The sequence below is a fragment of the Nocardioides sp. F233 genome (assembly GCF_057813895.1).
In genome coordinates this window covers 20,692-35,424 of record NZ_JBVASH010000006.1, presented here as the reverse complement: position 1 = coordinate 35,424, position 14,733 = coordinate 20,692, and the positions used below count along the sequence as shown (strand labels likewise).

At 72.1% G+C, this 14,733-nt stretch carries 11 protein-coding genes; 8 read left to right on the top strand and 3 right to left on the bottom strand.

Features of this window, described 5'->3' with window-relative positions; genetic code table 11:
* The first annotated feature begins 240 nt into the window (after window positions 1-240).
* Window positions 241-1,827 (top strand): MFS transporter, encoded by a 1,587-nt coding sequence (locus tag ACZYRU_RS21010; protein WP_488959043.1) that lies wholly within the window; start codon window positions 241-243, stop codon window positions 1,825-1,827.
* A 21-nt stretch (window positions 1,828-1,848) separates the two neighbouring features.
* Window positions 1,849-2,418, top strand: coding sequence for an HAD family acid phosphatase (locus tag ACZYRU_RS21005; protein WP_488959042.1), 570 nt, complete (start codon window positions 1,849-1,851; stop codon window positions 2,416-2,418).
* A gap of 80 nt (window positions 2,419-2,498) precedes the next feature.
* Here the strand turns inward: ACZYRU_RS21005 and gdhA are convergent, their stop codons facing one another.
* Window positions 2,499-3,836 (bottom strand): NADP-specific glutamate dehydrogenase, encoded by a 1,338-nt coding sequence (gene gdhA / locus ACZYRU_RS21000; RefSeq protein WP_488959370.1) that lies wholly within the window; start codon window positions 3,834-3,836, stop codon window positions 2,499-2,501.
* Between the two features lie 202 nt (window positions 3,837-4,038).
* Here gdhA and ACZYRU_RS20995 point away from each other — a divergent pair, with 202 nt between their 5' ends.
* Window positions 4,039-6,096, top strand: coding sequence for a molybdopterin oxidoreductase family protein (locus ACZYRU_RS20995; protein WP_488959041.1), 2,058 nt, complete (start codon window positions 4,039-4,041; stop codon window positions 6,094-6,096).
* Here the strand turns inward: ACZYRU_RS20995 and ACZYRU_RS20990 are convergent.
* Window positions 6,065-6,859, bottom strand: a complete 795-nt coding sequence (locus ACZYRU_RS20990) for a polyprenol monophosphomannose synthase (protein ID WP_488959040.1) — start codon at window positions 6,857-6,859, stop codon at window positions 6,065-6,067. The genes ACZYRU_RS20995 and ACZYRU_RS20990 overlap by 32 nt on opposite strands.
* Window positions 6,856-8,349 carry a hypothetical protein gene (locus ACZYRU_RS20985; protein ID WP_488959039.1) on the bottom strand — a complete coding sequence of 498 codons (1,494 nt, stop codon included), beginning with the start codon at window positions 8,347-8,349 and terminating at the stop codon, window positions 6,856-6,858. Before ACZYRU_RS20985 ends, ACZYRU_RS20990 begins: the two co-directional genes overlap by 4 nt.
* Window positions 8,350-8,489: 140 nt before the next feature.
* On the opposite strand from ACZYRU_RS20985, the gene ACZYRU_RS20980 reads away from it, so the two are divergent.
* From ACZYRU_RS20980 to ACZYRU_RS20960, 5 genes are read left to right on the top strand one after another with little or no spacing between them, the layout of a single operon-like run.
* Entirely contained in the window at window positions 8,490-9,968 is a 1,479-nt protein-coding gene (locus ACZYRU_RS20980) for an FAD-dependent oxidoreductase (RefSeq protein WP_488959038.1), read from the top strand.
* Window positions 9,969-9,971: 3 nt separating this feature from the next.
* Window positions 9,972-12,536 (top strand): nitrite reductase large subunit NirB, encoded by a 2,565-nt coding sequence (gene nirB / locus ACZYRU_RS20975; RefSeq protein WP_488959037.1) that lies wholly within the window; start codon window positions 9,972-9,974, stop codon window positions 12,534-12,536.
* A complete protein-coding gene (gene nirD / locus ACZYRU_RS20970) occupies window positions 12,536-12,934 on the top strand; it encodes a nitrite reductase small subunit NirD (RefSeq protein ID WP_488959036.1) in 399 nt (132 codons plus the stop codon). Before nirB ends, nirD begins: the two co-directional genes overlap by 1 nt.
* Complete coding sequence (locus tag ACZYRU_RS20965; protein WP_488959035.1) at window positions 12,931-14,043, top strand: uroporphyrinogen-III synthase; 1,113 nt, start codon at window positions 12,931-12,933, stop codon at window positions 14,041-14,043. Before nirD ends, ACZYRU_RS20965 begins: the two co-directional genes overlap by 4 nt.
* Window positions 14,040-14,723, top strand: coding sequence for a sirohydrochlorin chelatase (locus tag ACZYRU_RS20960; RefSeq protein ID WP_488959034.1), 684 nt, complete (start codon window positions 14,040-14,042; stop codon window positions 14,721-14,723). The genes ACZYRU_RS20965 and ACZYRU_RS20960 overlap by 4 nt, the downstream gene beginning before the upstream one ends.
* Window positions 14,724-14,733: the final 10 nt, after the last annotated feature.

Sequence of the window (14,733 nt, the reverse complement as noted above, 5' to 3'; positions counted from 1 at the left end):
ACGAATCGACACATCGGTCTCCTCCAGTGTGCACGCAACTCCCGAGACGGAGAAGCGAACCCGACCCTCATCGCGGGGTCCGACACAGACCCCGCGCGCTCTCCACAACCGTGATCCCGTGAGGCGCGTGAGCCCGTGAGACGGAGTTGACGAGACGAAATCTGCAGGCACATCGCGCCGAAACCGCGGAGGCACAGGCTCAGGGACAACAACCGGACCTCTGCCCGCCAGGAGCCTGAGATGACCCTCACCAGTCCCAGCGGTGGCGACCTCGCCGCCCGCGCACCCGAAGCACCCCTCCGCCGACGGAAGGGTCGCTGGATCGACGACTGGCGCCCGGAGGACAGGCAGTTCTGGGAGGAGACCGGCGCGCCGATCGCCAAGCGCAACCTGATCTGGTCGATCTTCGCCGAGCACCTCGGCTTCTCGGTGTGGCTGATCTGGAGCGTCAGCTCGGCGTTCCTGCTCGCCCAGGGCTTCACCTTCACGCCCCAGCAGCTGTTCTTCCTCGTCGCGATCCCGAACCTCGTCGGAGCGCTGATCCGGGTGCCCTACACCCTCGCGGTCGGCACGTTCGGCGGGCGGAACTGGACCATGGTCAGCGCCGGCCTCCTGCTCGTCCCGACCCTGGGCTTCGCCTGGTTCGTCACCCAGCCCGGCACGCCGTACGCCGTCTTCTGCGTGATCGCCGCGACCGCCGGTTTCGGCGGCGGCAACTTCGCCAGCTCGATGGCGAACATCAACTTCTTCTACCCCGCCCGCCTCAAGGGCTCGGCGCTCGGCCTCAACGCGGCCGGCGGCAACCTCGGTGTCGCGATCATCCAGTTCTTCCTGCCGGTGATCGTGGGCGGCGCCGGCATCTTCGGCCTGGTGAAGGCCAGCGAGGGCGGGATCCACCTCGAGCGCGCCGCGTTCGTGTACGCCGGGCTGGCTGTCGTGGCCGTGCTGGCCGCCTGCTTCCGGATGGACAACCTCTCCAACGCGAAGACCGACACCCGCCAGCAGCTGAGCGTGCTCAAGCACAGGTACACGTGGGTGATGTCGTTCCTCTACATCGGCACCTTCGGTTCGTTCATCGGCTACTCCGCAGCCATGCCCCTGCTCATCAAGCTCAACTTCTGGCGCCAGCCGGTCCCCGCGGTGCACGGCATCGGCATCAACTTCGCGTTCTACGCCTTCCTCGGTGCGCTCGTGGGCTCCGTCGCCCGCCCGCTCGGCGGCTACCTCGCCGACCGGTTCGGCGGTGGCCGGATCACGCTGATGGCGTTCGGCGGCATGGTGCTCGGCACGCTCGGCATCCTGGTGACCCTCGGCATGCTCGAGCCGCTCCCGCCGGCTCCCGACAAGGCGACCCTCGCGAAGATCGCCGCCGACCCCGCCGCGTTCCAGTTCCCCGACGCCGTGCGCACCGCGGTCGAGTCCAACGCCGACGTGTTCCCGCTGTTCCTCGGCATCTTCCTGTTCGTCTTCGCCTGCACCGGCATCGGCAACGGCTCGACGTACAAGATGATCCCGGCGATCTTCCGCACCGACGCCGAGCGCGCCACCGCCGCCGGCACCCCCGAGCGCGAGCTCGCGCTGCTCGACGGCACGAAGAGGTCGTCGGCCGCGGTCGGCATCATCGGCGCCGTCGGCGCGATCGGCGGATTCCTCATCCCGATCACGTTCGGCTCCCCGTGGGTGACCGACCCGCTGGCCGCCACGAAGGCCGCCTTCGTCGTGTTCACCTGCTTCTACGTGGCCTGCACGCTCGTCACCTGGACGGTCTTCCTGCGGAAGCCGTCCGCCGCCAAGGCCGAGCGGGGGTACGCCGGGCTCGGGCTCTGACTGCTCTGCTGGAATGGGGCGATGCGCACCCTGGCACTCGTCCTCCTGCTGATCCTGCTCCCCGCGTCGCCGGCCACCGCGGCCGGCAGCGCGGGGAGCACAGCCATGGGGCCGCTGCCCTCAGCGGCCCAGTGGCAGGCCGACGTCCGGGCCGTCTACGCGAAGAAGCGCCCGGGCGCCTACCTCACGGAGCGGGCGGCCAGCGGCGAGAAGCGCCTGGCCGTCGTGCTCGACATCGACAACACCTCCCTGGCCACCCACTACGCCTGGCCCGCGCCGATCAAGCGGACCCTCAAGCTCACCAGGAAGGCCGAGAGCCGCGGCATGGCGGTCGTCTTCGTCACCGGCCGCTTCGAGGACAGCCTCGCCAACGTGACGAACGCCCTCGACGCGGCCGGGTACCACCACGACGGGATCTGCGGGCGTCGCCACGGTGAGGCGATCGCCGACGGCAAGCAGCGCTGCCGCGCTCAGTACGCCGCGCAGGGCTGGACGTTCGTCCTCAACGTCGGCAACCGCAGCACCGACTTCGTCGGCGGTGACTACGAGCGCAAGCTGCGGCTGCCCAGCTACGGCGGCGCGCTCAGCTGAGCCCGTGCGCGGTGCAACTACCGAATTCGTCGTCAGACCGGCCTGGTCGCGACCAATTCGGTAGTTGAACCGTTCCGCACTCAGATGACGCCGAGGGCCAGCATCGCGTCGGCCACCTGGATGAAGCCCGCGATGTTGGCGCCGGCGACGTAGTTGCCCGGAGCGCCGTACGTGTCGGCGGTCTCGAGGCAGCGGGCGTGGATGCCGACCATGATCTGCTCGAGCCGCTCCTCGGTGTGCGCGAAGGACCAGGAGTCGCGCGAGGCGTTCTGCTGCATCTCCAGCGCGCTGGTCGCGACACCGCCGGCGTTGGCTGCCTTGCCCGGCGCGAACGCGACGCCGGCCCCGGCGAACACCTTCACGGCCTCGGGGGTGCAGGGCATGTTGGCGCCCTCGGCGACGACCGTGCAGCCGTTGCGGACCAGCGTGAGTGCGTGGTCGCCGTCCAGCTCGTTCTGGGTGGCGCAGGGGAGCGCGATGTCGCACGGCACGTCCCAGACCGCCCCGTCAGCCACGAAGCGGGCCGACTCCCGGGCCTCGGCGTACGACGACAGCCGCTCGCGCCGCACCTCCTTGACCTCCTTCAGCAGGTCGAGGTCGAGTCCCTTCTCGTCGACGACGTACCCGCTCGAGTCGGAGCAGGCGATGACCAGAGCCCCCAGCGCGGCGGCCTTCTCGGCGGCGTAGATCGCGACGTTGCCCGAGCCGGACACGACCACGGTCTTGCCCTCGAAGGAGCTGCCGCGGGCCTTGAGGATCTCGTTGGCGAAGAACACGGTGCCGTACCCGGTGGCCTCGGTGCGGACCAGCGAACCGCCCCAGCCGATGCCCTTGCCGGTCAGGACGCCCGACTCGTAGCGGTTGGTGATCCGCTTGTACTGCCCGAACAGGTAGCCGATCTCGCGGCCGCCGACGCCGATGTCGCCGGCGGGGACGTCGGTGTACTCGCCGATGTGGCGGTACAGCTCGGTCATGAAGGACTGGCAGAAGCGCATGATCTCGGCGTCGCTGCGACCCTTCGGGTCGAAGTCCGAGCCGCCCTTGCCGCCGCCGATCGGCATGCCGGTGAGGGCATTCTTGAAGATCTGCTCGAAGCCGAGGAACTTGACGATGCCGAGGTAGACCGACGGGTGGAAGCGCAGGCCGCCCTTGTACGGCCCCAGCGCGGAGTTGAACTCGACGCGGAAGCCGCGGTTGAGCTGGACCTGGCCCGCGTCGTCGACCCACGGCACCCGGAAGATGATCTGCCGCTCCGGCTCGCACACGCGGCGGATGATCGCGGCGTCGGTGTACTCGGGGTGCCGTGCGACGACCGGACCCAGGCTGTCCAGCAGCTCGCGCGTCGCCTGGTGGAACTCGGCCTCGCCGGGGTTCCGGGCCAGGATCTCGTCGAAGACCGGCTGCAGGGTCGGGTTCAGGTCGTTCACGGGGTCACTCCTCCAGACGTTCACAGGAGAGGCCCGACGCAAGTGGTGGGACCTCTCCGACAAGTTCCCACCGTCTCATCCCCCCGGAGGTACGACGGACCGCGGCCCGGCTCGTGAGACCGTGAGGAGTCCTTGACGCGGGCGTCGCCGGCACGCTCCCGATGTGCAACGCGGGTCTCGTGGAATGGACGTCATGACCGGCCCGACGCAGTCCCACTGCCCCTACTGCAGCCTGCAGTGCGGCATGCAGATCTCCCGCAAGGGCCGGGCCGGCATCGAGATCGGCGCCTGGGAGGAGTTCCCGGTCAACGAGGGCGCGCTGTGCCGCAAGGGCTGGACGGCCGGTGGGCTGCGTGGCAGCCGGGAGCGGCTCACGTCGCCGCTGGTGCGTGACCGCGCGACCGGCGAGCTGCGTGCCGTCGAATGGGACGAGGCGCTCGACCTGATCGCGCAGCGGATCGCGGTCCTGCAGGCCGCCCACGGCAACGACGCGGTCGCCGTCTTCGGCGGCGGCGGGCTCACCAACGAGAAGGCCTACCAGCTGGGCAAGTTCGCGCGGGTCGCCCTCGGCACCAGTCAGATCGACTACAACGGCCGCTGGTGCATGAGCTCGGCCGCCAGCGCCGGCAACCAGGCTTTCGGCGTCGACCGGGGCCTGCCCTTCCCCCTGGCCGACGTCGAGCAGGCCGACGTGGTCGTCCTCGTCGGCTCGAACCTCGCCGAGACCATGCCGCCGGCCGCGCGCCACCTCGACCGGTTGCGCGAGAACGGCGGCAAGGTCGTCGTCATCGACCCGCGCCTCACCCCGACGGGCGAGCGCGCGGACCTCTTCCTCCAGCCGGTCCCCGGCACGGATCTCGCCCTCGCGCTGGGCGTGCTGCACCTGATCGACGCGCAGGGCGCCGTCGACGAGGCCTACGTCGCGGCACGGACCACCGGGTTCGACGACGTACGACGCGCCGCCGCCTCGTGGTGGCCCGAGCGCGTCGAGCGGGTCACCGGCATCGCCACCGACGAGCTGCGTGCCCTCGTCGCGCTGCTCACCGGCGCTGGCCGCGTGATGGTGCTGACCGCCCGCGGTGCCGAGCAGCACGCCCAGGGCACCGCCACCGTCCTCGGCTGGATCGACGTCGCCCTCGCGCTCGGCATGCCCGGCAAGCCGTACGCCGGCTACGGCTGCCTCACCGGCCAGGGCAACGGCCAGGGCGGGCGCGAGCACGGGCAGAAGGCCGACCAGCTGCCCGGGTACCGGATGATCGACGACCCCGCGGCCCGCGAGCACGTCGCCGGGGTGTGGGGCGTCTCGCCGGACTCGCTCCCGGGCAAGGGAAGGTCGGCGTACGAGCTGCTCGACTCCCTGGGGACGGACGACGGCCCGAAGGCGCTGCTCGTGCACGCCTCGAACATCGTGGTCAGCGCGCCCAACGCCACCCGGATCACGCAACGCCTCGAGTCGCTCGACCTGCTCGTCGTCTGCGACATCGTGATGTCCGAGACCGCAGCGCTCGCCGATGTCGTCCTGCCCGTCACGCAGTGGGCCGAGGAGACCGGCACGATGACCAACCTGGAGGGGCGCGTGATCCTGCGCCAGCAGGCGATCACTCCGCCCGAGGGCGTGCGCAGCGACCTGGACGTGATCGCCGGACTCGCGTCGCGGCTGGGTTCCCCGATCGAGTTCGCCACCGACCCCGAGGCCATCTTCGAGGAGCTCGGCCGCGCGTCCGCCGGCGGGAAGGCCGACTACGCCGGCATCACCTACCAGCGGATCGCCGACGAGAAGGGGGTGTTCTGGCCGTGTCCCACCCCCGAGCACCCTGGCACCCCGCGGATGTTCGCCGACGGGTTCCCCACCCCGGACGGCCGCGCCCGCTTCGTCGTGCCGGAGTACGCCGGCCCCGCCGAGGCGCCCGATCCGTCGTACCCCTTGCACCTGACGACCGGCCGCGTGCTCGCGCAGTACCAGTCCGGCGCCCAGACGCGGCGGATCCGCGAGCTCGCCGACGACGGCGCGTTCGTCGAGCTGCACCCGATGCTCGCCGAACGGATCGGCGCCGTCGACGGTCAGCCGGTGCTCGTCCGAACCCGACGTGGGGAGATGAAGGCACCGGCCCGCGTCGTCACCACGATCCGGCCCGACACGGTGTTCGTGCCCTTCCACTGGGTCGGCGTCAACCGGCTCACCAACGACGCGCTCGACCCGTCCAGCAGGATGCCGGAGTTCAAGGTGTGTGCGGCGGAGCTGCTGGTCTGAGCGCGGGATGGGCGGCCTGCAGCTCCGCCCACCGCCACCGGGCGATCAGCACCGCCGCCTCACGCGCCACATCGACGGTCATCTTCGACGCACCGGCGACCCGCTCGGTGAACGTGATCGGGTGCTCCACGACCCGCAGGCCGCGGCGCTCGGCGTGCCAGGTGTTCTCGACCTGGAAGCCGTAGCCGTTCGACTCGGTGCGGAGCACGTCGCAGCGCAGCAGCGCGCCCACCCGCCAGGCCCGGAAGCCGGAGGTCGCGTCGCGGGTGCGCAGCCGGAGAGCCCGCCGGGCATAGGTGTTCGCGCCCAGCGACAGGACCCGCCGGCGTACCGGCCAGCCCTCGGCGCCCCCGCCGGGGACGTAGCGTGACCCGATGACGACGTCGTGGTCGGTGAGCAGGGCCAGCATCGCGGGGATCTCCTCGACCGGGTGCGATCCGTCGGCGTCGAGCTGGATCACGGCGTGGTAGCCGTCGTCCACGGCGTACGAGAAGCCCGCGCGGTACGCCGCCCCGAGGCCGTCCTTCGCGACCCGGGTGACCAGGTGGAGCCAGTCGCCGTGGCCGGGGTGGGTGCGGACCAGGTCCCCGGTGCCGTCGGGGCTGCTGTCGTCGACGACGAGCACGTCGAGGTGCGGCGCTCCCGGACCGCGACGCACGGCCGCGAGCCGGTCGAGCAGCGGGAGGATCGTCGACGCCTCGTCGTACGTCGGCACGACGGCGACGCAGCGCAGGGACGCGGGAGCGGGCAGGAAGGTGCTCATCGTCGGCTCCAGACGTGCAGGTCGCCGAACGACGCCTGCTCGGTGTAGTGGTGTTCGAACCAGGTCTGCAGCTCCGCCGGGGCCGTGATGCCCCAGCCGGAGATGCTGCTGCCGGACACGACGACCCAGCGCGGTGCGTCGGCGCCGGAGAGGACGGCCTGCAGGTCGGTCAGGTGGGGGTCGCGGACGCGGGCGGGGAGGCTCCACAGGTACTGGTACGGGCTGTCGAGTCCGGCGGCCGCGACGATGTCGGGGCGCCCGAAGGCCACCACGACGCCGTCGCCGGGATCGCCGTGGGTGCGCAGGTAGTCGGCCACCCTGGCGTCGCGGCCGATCGCGTCGTCGACGGGTACGGCGAGCTCGTGTCCCCAGGCGCCCAGGGTGCCGAGCACGGTGAGGCCGAGGCAGGTGGCGAGGGCCCAGCGTCGCCAGCCGGTCGGCCGGACCAGGCTCGCGAGCAGCACCACGCCGGGGATCAGGCCGGTCAGGTAGTGCAGCCAGTAGCTGCCGCCCGCGGCAACGCCGACCAGCTCCCAAGCCACCATGGCGAGCGCCGCGACCCGCAGGGGTGCGGACCGGGGGCCGCGGCGCCACGCGGTGCGGGCCGCGAGGAAGCCGGTGACGAGCAGGGTCAGTGCCGCGCCGCTGGCGAGGAACGCCGTCAGCACGGCGATGAAGCGCTCCGACGTGGCGGGCGATGCGGACGACCCGATCACGGCCGAGGCCTGGAGCCGGAAGGTGACCACCGCGTCCCAGAGCTCGGCGGGCGAGGTCCCGATGGCTGCCGAGGACGCGACGACGACGGCCACGACTGCCGCCGCGCCACCGGCGAAGGCCGCCGCCCGCCGGCGCAGGTCGGGGACCCGGCCGCGCGACAACGGCAGCAGCACGACCGCGAGGACGAAGACGTCGATCATGTTCTGCTTCACCAGTGCGGCACACGCCGCGGCCGCACCTGCCCCGGCCGCCAGCAGCAGCGCACGCCGGTCCGCCGTGCCCGTCAGCGACGTGACGAGGGCGAGGACGCCCAGCAGCACGAACGGCACCGCCAGCACCTCGCCATCGGTCTCCGGCATCCCGAGCAGCGGGCTGGCGAGGAGCGCGGCCGCGAGCACCGGCGCCAGGTGGGCGGTCCAGCGCGAGTTGCGGGGCGCGACCCGGGCGGCCAGCATCCCCGCCAGCAGCACCGTCGCCGCACTCGCCACCGCGCCCAGCAGCTTCACGCCCGGCGCGATCAGGCCGTCGGAGTGCAGCGTCTCCGGGCCGAGGTCGGCGAGCCGGAACAGCCACAGCAGCAGCGGCGGCCGGTCGACCCAGTAGTCGCCGTACAGCGAGCTGCCCGGCGACCACTGCCGCCCCAGCATGAGGAAACCGGCCTCGTCGGAGGCCAGCGGCACCCACAGGAACGGGAGCCACGCGAGGAACGCGACCGTGCCGGCGACGTACGTCGTCCGGGTGGGCCGGGTGCGGCGCGGGGTGGGCTTCAGCACACCATCGACGCTAGGTCGGGCTCCATGAAGGGACAATGAAGTTGTGATCCCGTGCGGTCGGTGAGGCCGTGAGGACTCGTTGACATCTGCGTGCAACACGAGCACACGGCTGCGAAACCTCGCTGTCGTTCGATGGATCCATGACCAGCCGACCGCACTCCGACCTGCCGCGACCGCGGCTCGTCGTCGTCGGCTCCGGCATGGCCGCGACCCGGCTGGTCGAGGAGCTCGTCGCCCGGAAGGCGGTCTCGACAAGCTCGACCAGCGGTGGTCTGGACATCACCGTCCTGGGCGACGAGGACACCGCGCCGTACAACCGGATCCTGCTGTCCGCCGTCCTCGAGGGGACCCACCGTCCCGAGGCGCTGACCCTGCGCGACGCCGCCTGGTACGCGGAGAACGGCGTGGACCTGCGTCTCGGCGCCCGCGTCCTCGGCGTCGACCGGGAGCGCAAGGACGTGATGCTCGTCGACGGCACCCTGGTGGAGTACGACGTCCTGGTGCTCGCCACCGGCAGCATCCCCTCGCTCCCGCCGATCCGCGGCCTGGTCCGGATGGACGGCTCCCTGCACGAGGCCGTGCACGCCTTCCGCTCGCTCGGCGACTGCCAGCGGCTGCTCTCCGCGCTGCCCTACAGCCGCCGTGCCGTCGTCGTCGGCGGCGGCCTGCTCGGCCTCCAGGTCGCCCGCGCCCTCGGCGTGCGCGGCATCGAGACCGAGGTCGTCGAGGGCGCCGACCACCTGCTCCACCAGCAGCTGAGCGCCCCCGCCGCAAAGATCCTCGCCCGCGACCTGAAGAAGCTCGGCGTCGCCGTCTACACCGGCGCCCGCGCCGTCCGCCTCGTCGAAGGCCCCACCGGACCGGCGCTCCGCCTCGACAACGGCTTCACCCTCGACACCGACCTCGTCGTGCTCACCGCCGGCGGCCGGCCCTCGACGGCGCTGGCCCGCGGAGCCGGGCTCGAGGTCCGCCGCGGCATCGTCGTCGACGACCGCCTCGCCAGCGTCACCGACCCGTCCGTCCACGCCCTCGGCGACTGCGTCGAGCACGACGGCCGCACCACCGGCTTCGTGCCGCCCGCGTGGGAGCAGGCCGGCATCCTCGCCGGCATCCTCTGCGACGAGGCGGTGAAGTACGACGGCGCGCGCATCGTCGCCCGGCTGCGGGCGACCGACCTCGACGTCGCCGTGCTCGGGGACGCGGAGGCCGAGATCGCCGCCGGTGGTGAGGTGGTCGAGGTCGCGAACCCGGTGTCGGGATCGCACCGGCGCCTCGTCGTGCGCGAGGGCCGGATCGTCGCCGCCACCCTGGTCGGCGACCTGTCCCGGGTCGGCCTGATCACCCAGCACTTCGACCGGCAGACCGTCCTCGGGCCCCACGAGCCCGGCGACCTCCTCCTGCCCGAACGAGCCAAGGACGGCGCCAGCGGCGCCGTCGTCCTGCCCGACGACGCCGAGGTGTGCGCCTGCGCCGGCGTCACCGCCGGCCGGATCCGCGCCTGCTCCTCGCTCGAGCAGGTCCGCGACACCACCCGCGCGACCACCGGCTGCGGTGGCTGCGCCAGCACCGTCCGACAGCTGCTCAGCAGCCGCCCCGCCCTCGTCACGAAAGGCTCATGAGACATGAACCAGCGCAAGCAACTGGTGGTCGTCGGCCACGGCATGGTCGGCCACCGCTTCGTGCAGGCGGCGATCGAGCGCGGGCTCACCGAGACCCACGACATCACGATCCTCGGCGAGGAGCCGCGCCCGGCGTACGACCGCGTCGCCCTCACCTCCTTCTTCGAGCGCGGCGCGGAGGCGCTGTCCTTCCTCCCCGGCGGTGCGTACGACGACCCGCGGGTCCGCCTGCGCCTGGGCGCCGAGGTCGTGGCGATCTCCCCGCGCCAGCGGGTGATCACGCTCGCCAGCGGCGAGGACCTGCACTACGACGAGCTGGTGCTCGCGACCGGCGCCTTCCCGTTCGTGCCGCCGGTGCCGGGCAAGGACCTCAAGAACGTCTTCGTCTACCGCACCATCGAGGACCTCGAGGCGATCCGGGCCGCGTCGAAGAGGGCCAAGGTCGGCGCGGTGATCGGCGGCGGCCTGCTCGGCCTGGAGGCGGCCAACGCGCTGCACCAGCTGGGCCTGGAGACCCACGTCGTCGAGCTCGCGCCGCGGCTGATGGCGGTGCAGATCGACGACGCCGGCGGCTCGACGCTCAACCGGCACATCGAGACCCTCGGCCTCACGGTGCACACCGGCGCGATGACCGAGGCGGTGCTCGGCAAGGACAAGGTCACCGGTCTCGCGCTCAAGGACCGCAACCCGCTCGACGTCGACCTCGTCGTCTTCTCCGCCGGCATCCGTCCCCGTGACGCGCTCGCCCGCGCGGCCGACCTCGACATCGCGGAGCGGGGCGGTGTCCTGGTCGACGAGCACTGCCGTTCCAGCGACGAGCACATCTGGGCGATCGGCGAGTGCGCCGCCCCCGGGGGGCGGATGTACGGCCTGGTCGCGCCCGGCTACACGATGGCCGAGGTCGTCGTCGACGCGCTGCTCGGCGGCGAGGCCGGCGCGTTCACTGGTGCCGACATGTCGACAAAGCTCAAGCTGCTCGGAGTCGACGTCGCCTCGTTCGGCGACGCCTTCGCCACCGACGAGGACGCCCTCGAGGTCGTGTACGCCGACGCGGTGGCCGGCGTCTACAAGAAGCTCGTCGTCAAGGAGCTCGCGAGCGGCGGCTACGAGCTGCTGGGCGGCATTCTGGTCGGCGACGCGTCGTCGTACGGCGTGCTGCGCCCGCTCGTCGGCTCCGGCATCGAGCTGCCCGACAACCCGGAGGAGCTGATCCTCCCGGCCGCCCGCGGTGGTGGGGTTGCGACAGGCTCGACCACCGCATTGCTGCCCGACGACGCGCAGGTCTGCTCGTGCAACAACGTCACCAAGGCCGACATCGTCGCGGCCGTCTCGGACGGCGGCAGCTGCGACAGCCCGTCGTGCGTGACCGCCTGCACCAAGGCCGGATCCACCTGCGGCTCCTGCAAGACGGTCGTGAAGAAGATCGTCGAGGACCACTTCGCGTCCGTCGGCAAGGTCGTCGACAAGTCGCTGTGCGAGCACTTCGCGATGACCCGCCAGGAGCTGTTCGAGGTCGTCGCCGTCCACGGCTACAACCGGTTCGACGACATCGTCGAGGGCCACGGCAAGGGACGCGGATGTGACATCTGCAAGCCCGCTGTCGCCTCGATCCTGGCCAGCCTGCTCAACCACCACGTCCTCGACGGCGCCAACGCGACGCTGCAGGACACCAACGACGCGTACCTCGCCAACCTGCAGAAGAACGGCACCTACTCGGTCGTCCCGCGCATCCCGGGCGGCGAGATCACGCCCGACAAGCTGATCGTGATCGGCGAGGTCGCCCGCGACTACGGGCTCTACACGAAGATCACCGGCGGCCAGCGGATCGACCTGTTCGGCGCCCGGATGGAGGACCTGCCGGCGATCTGGCAGCGCCTGGTCGACGCCGGCATGGAGTCCGGCCACGCCTACGGCAAGTCCCTGCGGACCGTGAAGTCCTGCGTGGGGTCGACCTGGTGCCGGTACGGCGTCCAGGACTCCGTCGGCATGGCGATCGAGCTCGAGCTGCGCTACCGCGGGCTGCGCTCGCCCCACAAGCTCAAGGGCGGCGTCTCCGGCTGCGCCCGCGAGTGCGCGGAGGCCCGCGGCAAGGACTTCGGCGTGATCGCCACCGAGAAGGGCTGGAACCTCTACGTCGGCGGCAACGGCGGCGCCGTCCCCGCCCACGCCCAGCTGCTCGCCGGCGACCTGTCCCGCGACGAGCTGATCCGCTACCTCGACCGGTTCCTCATGTACTACATCCGCACCGCCGACCGGCTCCAGCGCACCTCCACCTGGCTCGACGAGATCGGCGGCCTGGAGCGGGTCCGCGAGGTCGTCGTCGACGACTCGCTGGGCCTCGGGTCCGAGCTCGAGAGCAGCATGGACCGTCACGTCGACTCCTACTTCGACGAGTGGAAGGCCACCATCGAGGACCCCGAGAAGCTCGCCCGCTTCGTGTCCTTCGTCAACGCCCCCGGCACCCCCGACCCCAACATCACCTTCCGGGAGGAGCGTGGCCAGATCCGTGCCGACCTCCCCGACGGCCCGGTGTCGCTGGGTGCCTCGATCCCGGTAGGAGCCCCGTGATGACCACGACCCAAGCTCGTCGAGTAGCGAGGGCCAGCGAGCGTATCGAGACGCACGGCACCGCGATCTGCCCGCTCGACCGGATCGCCCGCGAGTCCGGGGTCGCCGCGCTCGTCGACGGCGAGGCAGTCGCGGTCTTCCGGACGTACGACGACCAGGTCTTCGCGCTCTCCAACTTCGACCCGTTCGGCAAGGCGTCCGTGCTCTCCCGCGGCATCGTCGGGACCCGCGGAGACGACGAGGTGCCGTTCGTCGCGAGCCCGCTGCTCAAGCAGCGCTTCGACCTGCGGACCGGGGCCTGCCTCGACGACCCGGCGGTCGTCGTACCGACCTGGAACGTCCGTGTGGTCGACGGCATGGTGGTCGTGGGCGCGCGGCACGAGACAATCGATTCGTGAGCGACCAGCCCCTGTCCGGCTTCAGGATCGGCGTGACCGCGGCGCGCCGCGCGGAGGAGCAGATCGCGCTGCTGGAGCGGCGCGGTGCGACCGTGGTGCACGCCCCGGCGTTGTCCGTCGACCCCAACCGGATCGACGAGACCGCCCTGCTCGCCGCCACCAAGCACGTGCTCGATCAACCGGTCGACATCTTCGTCGCCACGACCGGCATCGGTCTGAAGTCCTGGTTCGGCGCGGCGGAGCGCTGGGGCCTGCTCGACGACCTGACCAAGCACTTGGGAGGCGCGGAGATCCTGGCCCGCGGCCCGAAGAGCGTCGGCGCGCTGCGCCGGTTCGGGCTGCGCGAGCTGTGGTCCCCGGAGTCGGAGGAGTTCGAGGACGTCCTCGCGCACCTGCGCGGCCGTGACCTCACCGGCCTGCGGATCGTCGTCCAGGAGCACGGCCAGTCGCTGTCGATGGCCGCCCACGCGCTGCGCCGCCTCGGCGCCGACGTCACCACCGTCGCCGTCTACCGGGTCGAGGGCGCCGCCGACCCCGAGCCGATGTTCGGCCTGATCGAGGACATCGCCGAGCGCCGTGTCGACGCGGTCACCTTCACCGCCGCGCCGGCGATCGCCGCGATGATGGAGGCCGCGACGTCGACCGGCCACCGCGACGAGGTGGTCAGCGCCTTCCAGGCCGACGTGATCGCCGCCTGCGTCGGACCGGTGACCGCGGCCGCGTTCGAGATGTGGGGCGTGCCCTCGATCTACCCCGAGCGCTCGCGGCTGGCCGCGATGGTCAAGCAGCTCGAGGTCGAGCTCCCGTCCCGCGCGGGCGGTACCAGTCTCGACGTCGCCGGCCACACCCTGCTCCTGCACGGCGACGCCGTGCTCCTCGACGGCGTCGAGGTCAAGCTCTCGCCCGCGCCGTACGCCGTCCTGCAGGCATTGCTCGTCAACCCCGGCACCGTCGTCTCCCGCCGCGACCTGCTCACCGCCCTGCCGTCCGGCACCGCCGGTTCCGAGCACGCCGTCGAGATGGCCGTGGCCCGTCTGCGCGCCGCTCTCGGCACTCGCTGCATCCAGACCGTCGTGAAACGCGGCTACCGCCTGGCGGTCGCCCCGTGACGCCGCACCTGGTCACCGTCGCTCACGGCACCCGCACCGCTGCCGGCAACGAGGTCGCCCGCGAGCTCACGTCGGCGGCCGCGCGGCGGCTCGGGTGGGAGGCCACGACGGCGTACGTCGAGCTGTGCGCGCCGCTGTTCGCCGACGTGGTCGCGACCGTCGACACCCCCGCGGTGGCGGTGCCGCTGCTGCTGTCGACCGGCTACCACCTGCGCCAGGACCTGCCCGCCGCCGTAACCGCCGCCGACCGCGACGACGTCCGGCTCGGCCGCTCGCTCGGCCCCGACCGGCTGATCGCCGCCGCGCAGGTCGACCGGCTCCGCGCGGCCGGCGCCAGTCCCGGCCGGCCGGTCGTCATGGTCGCTGCCGGCTCCACCGACCCCGCAGCCTCCGCCGACCTCGACGCCGCCGCCCACCTGCTTGCCCACGCCTGGGGCGCGCCGGTCCGGCTCGCGACGCTGTCCGGACGCGGCCCGCGGCTCGCGGAGGTGGTGCGCGCCGGCGACGCCGTGTCGCCGTACCTACTCGCCACGGGCCACTTCCACCGCAAGGCCCGCCACGACGCCCTCGCCGCCGGTGCCGTCGTCGTCGCCGACGTCATCGGCCCGCACGCACGGGTGGTCGACCTGGTCGTCGAGCGGGCGCTCGCCCTGGTGCCGGCGGTCCGCGCCTCGGCCTGAGTGCCGAAGG

Bases quoted from the DNA above. Each gene is read 5' to 3' on its own strand.
- ACZYRU_RS21010 (WP_488959043.1), top strand. From the start codon at position 241: ATGACCCTCACCAGTCCCAGCGGTGGCGACCTCGCCGCCCGCGCACCC.
- ACZYRU_RS21005 (WP_488959042.1), top strand. From the start codon at position 1,849: ATGCGCACCCTGGCACTCGTCCTCCTGCTGATCCTGCTCCCCGCGTCG.
- ACZYRU_RS20995 (WP_488959041.1), top strand. From the start codon at position 4,039: ATGACCGGCCCGACGCAGTCCCACTGCCCCTACTGCAGCCTGCAGTGC.
- ACZYRU_RS20990 (WP_488959040.1), bottom strand. From the start codon at position 6,859: ATGAGCACCTTCCTGCCCGCTCCCGCGTCCCTGCGCTGCGTCGCCGTC.
- ACZYRU_RS20980 (WP_488959038.1), top strand. From the start codon at position 8,490: ATGACCAGCCGACCGCACTCCGACCTGCCGCGACCGCGGCTCGTCGTC.
- nirB (WP_488959037.1), top strand. From the start codon at position 9,972: ATGAACCAGCGCAAGCAACTGGTGGTCGTCGGCCACGGCATGGTCGGC.
- nirD (WP_488959036.1), top strand. From the start codon at position 12,536: ATGACCACGACCCAAGCTCGTCGAGTAGCGAGGGCCAGCGAGCGTATC.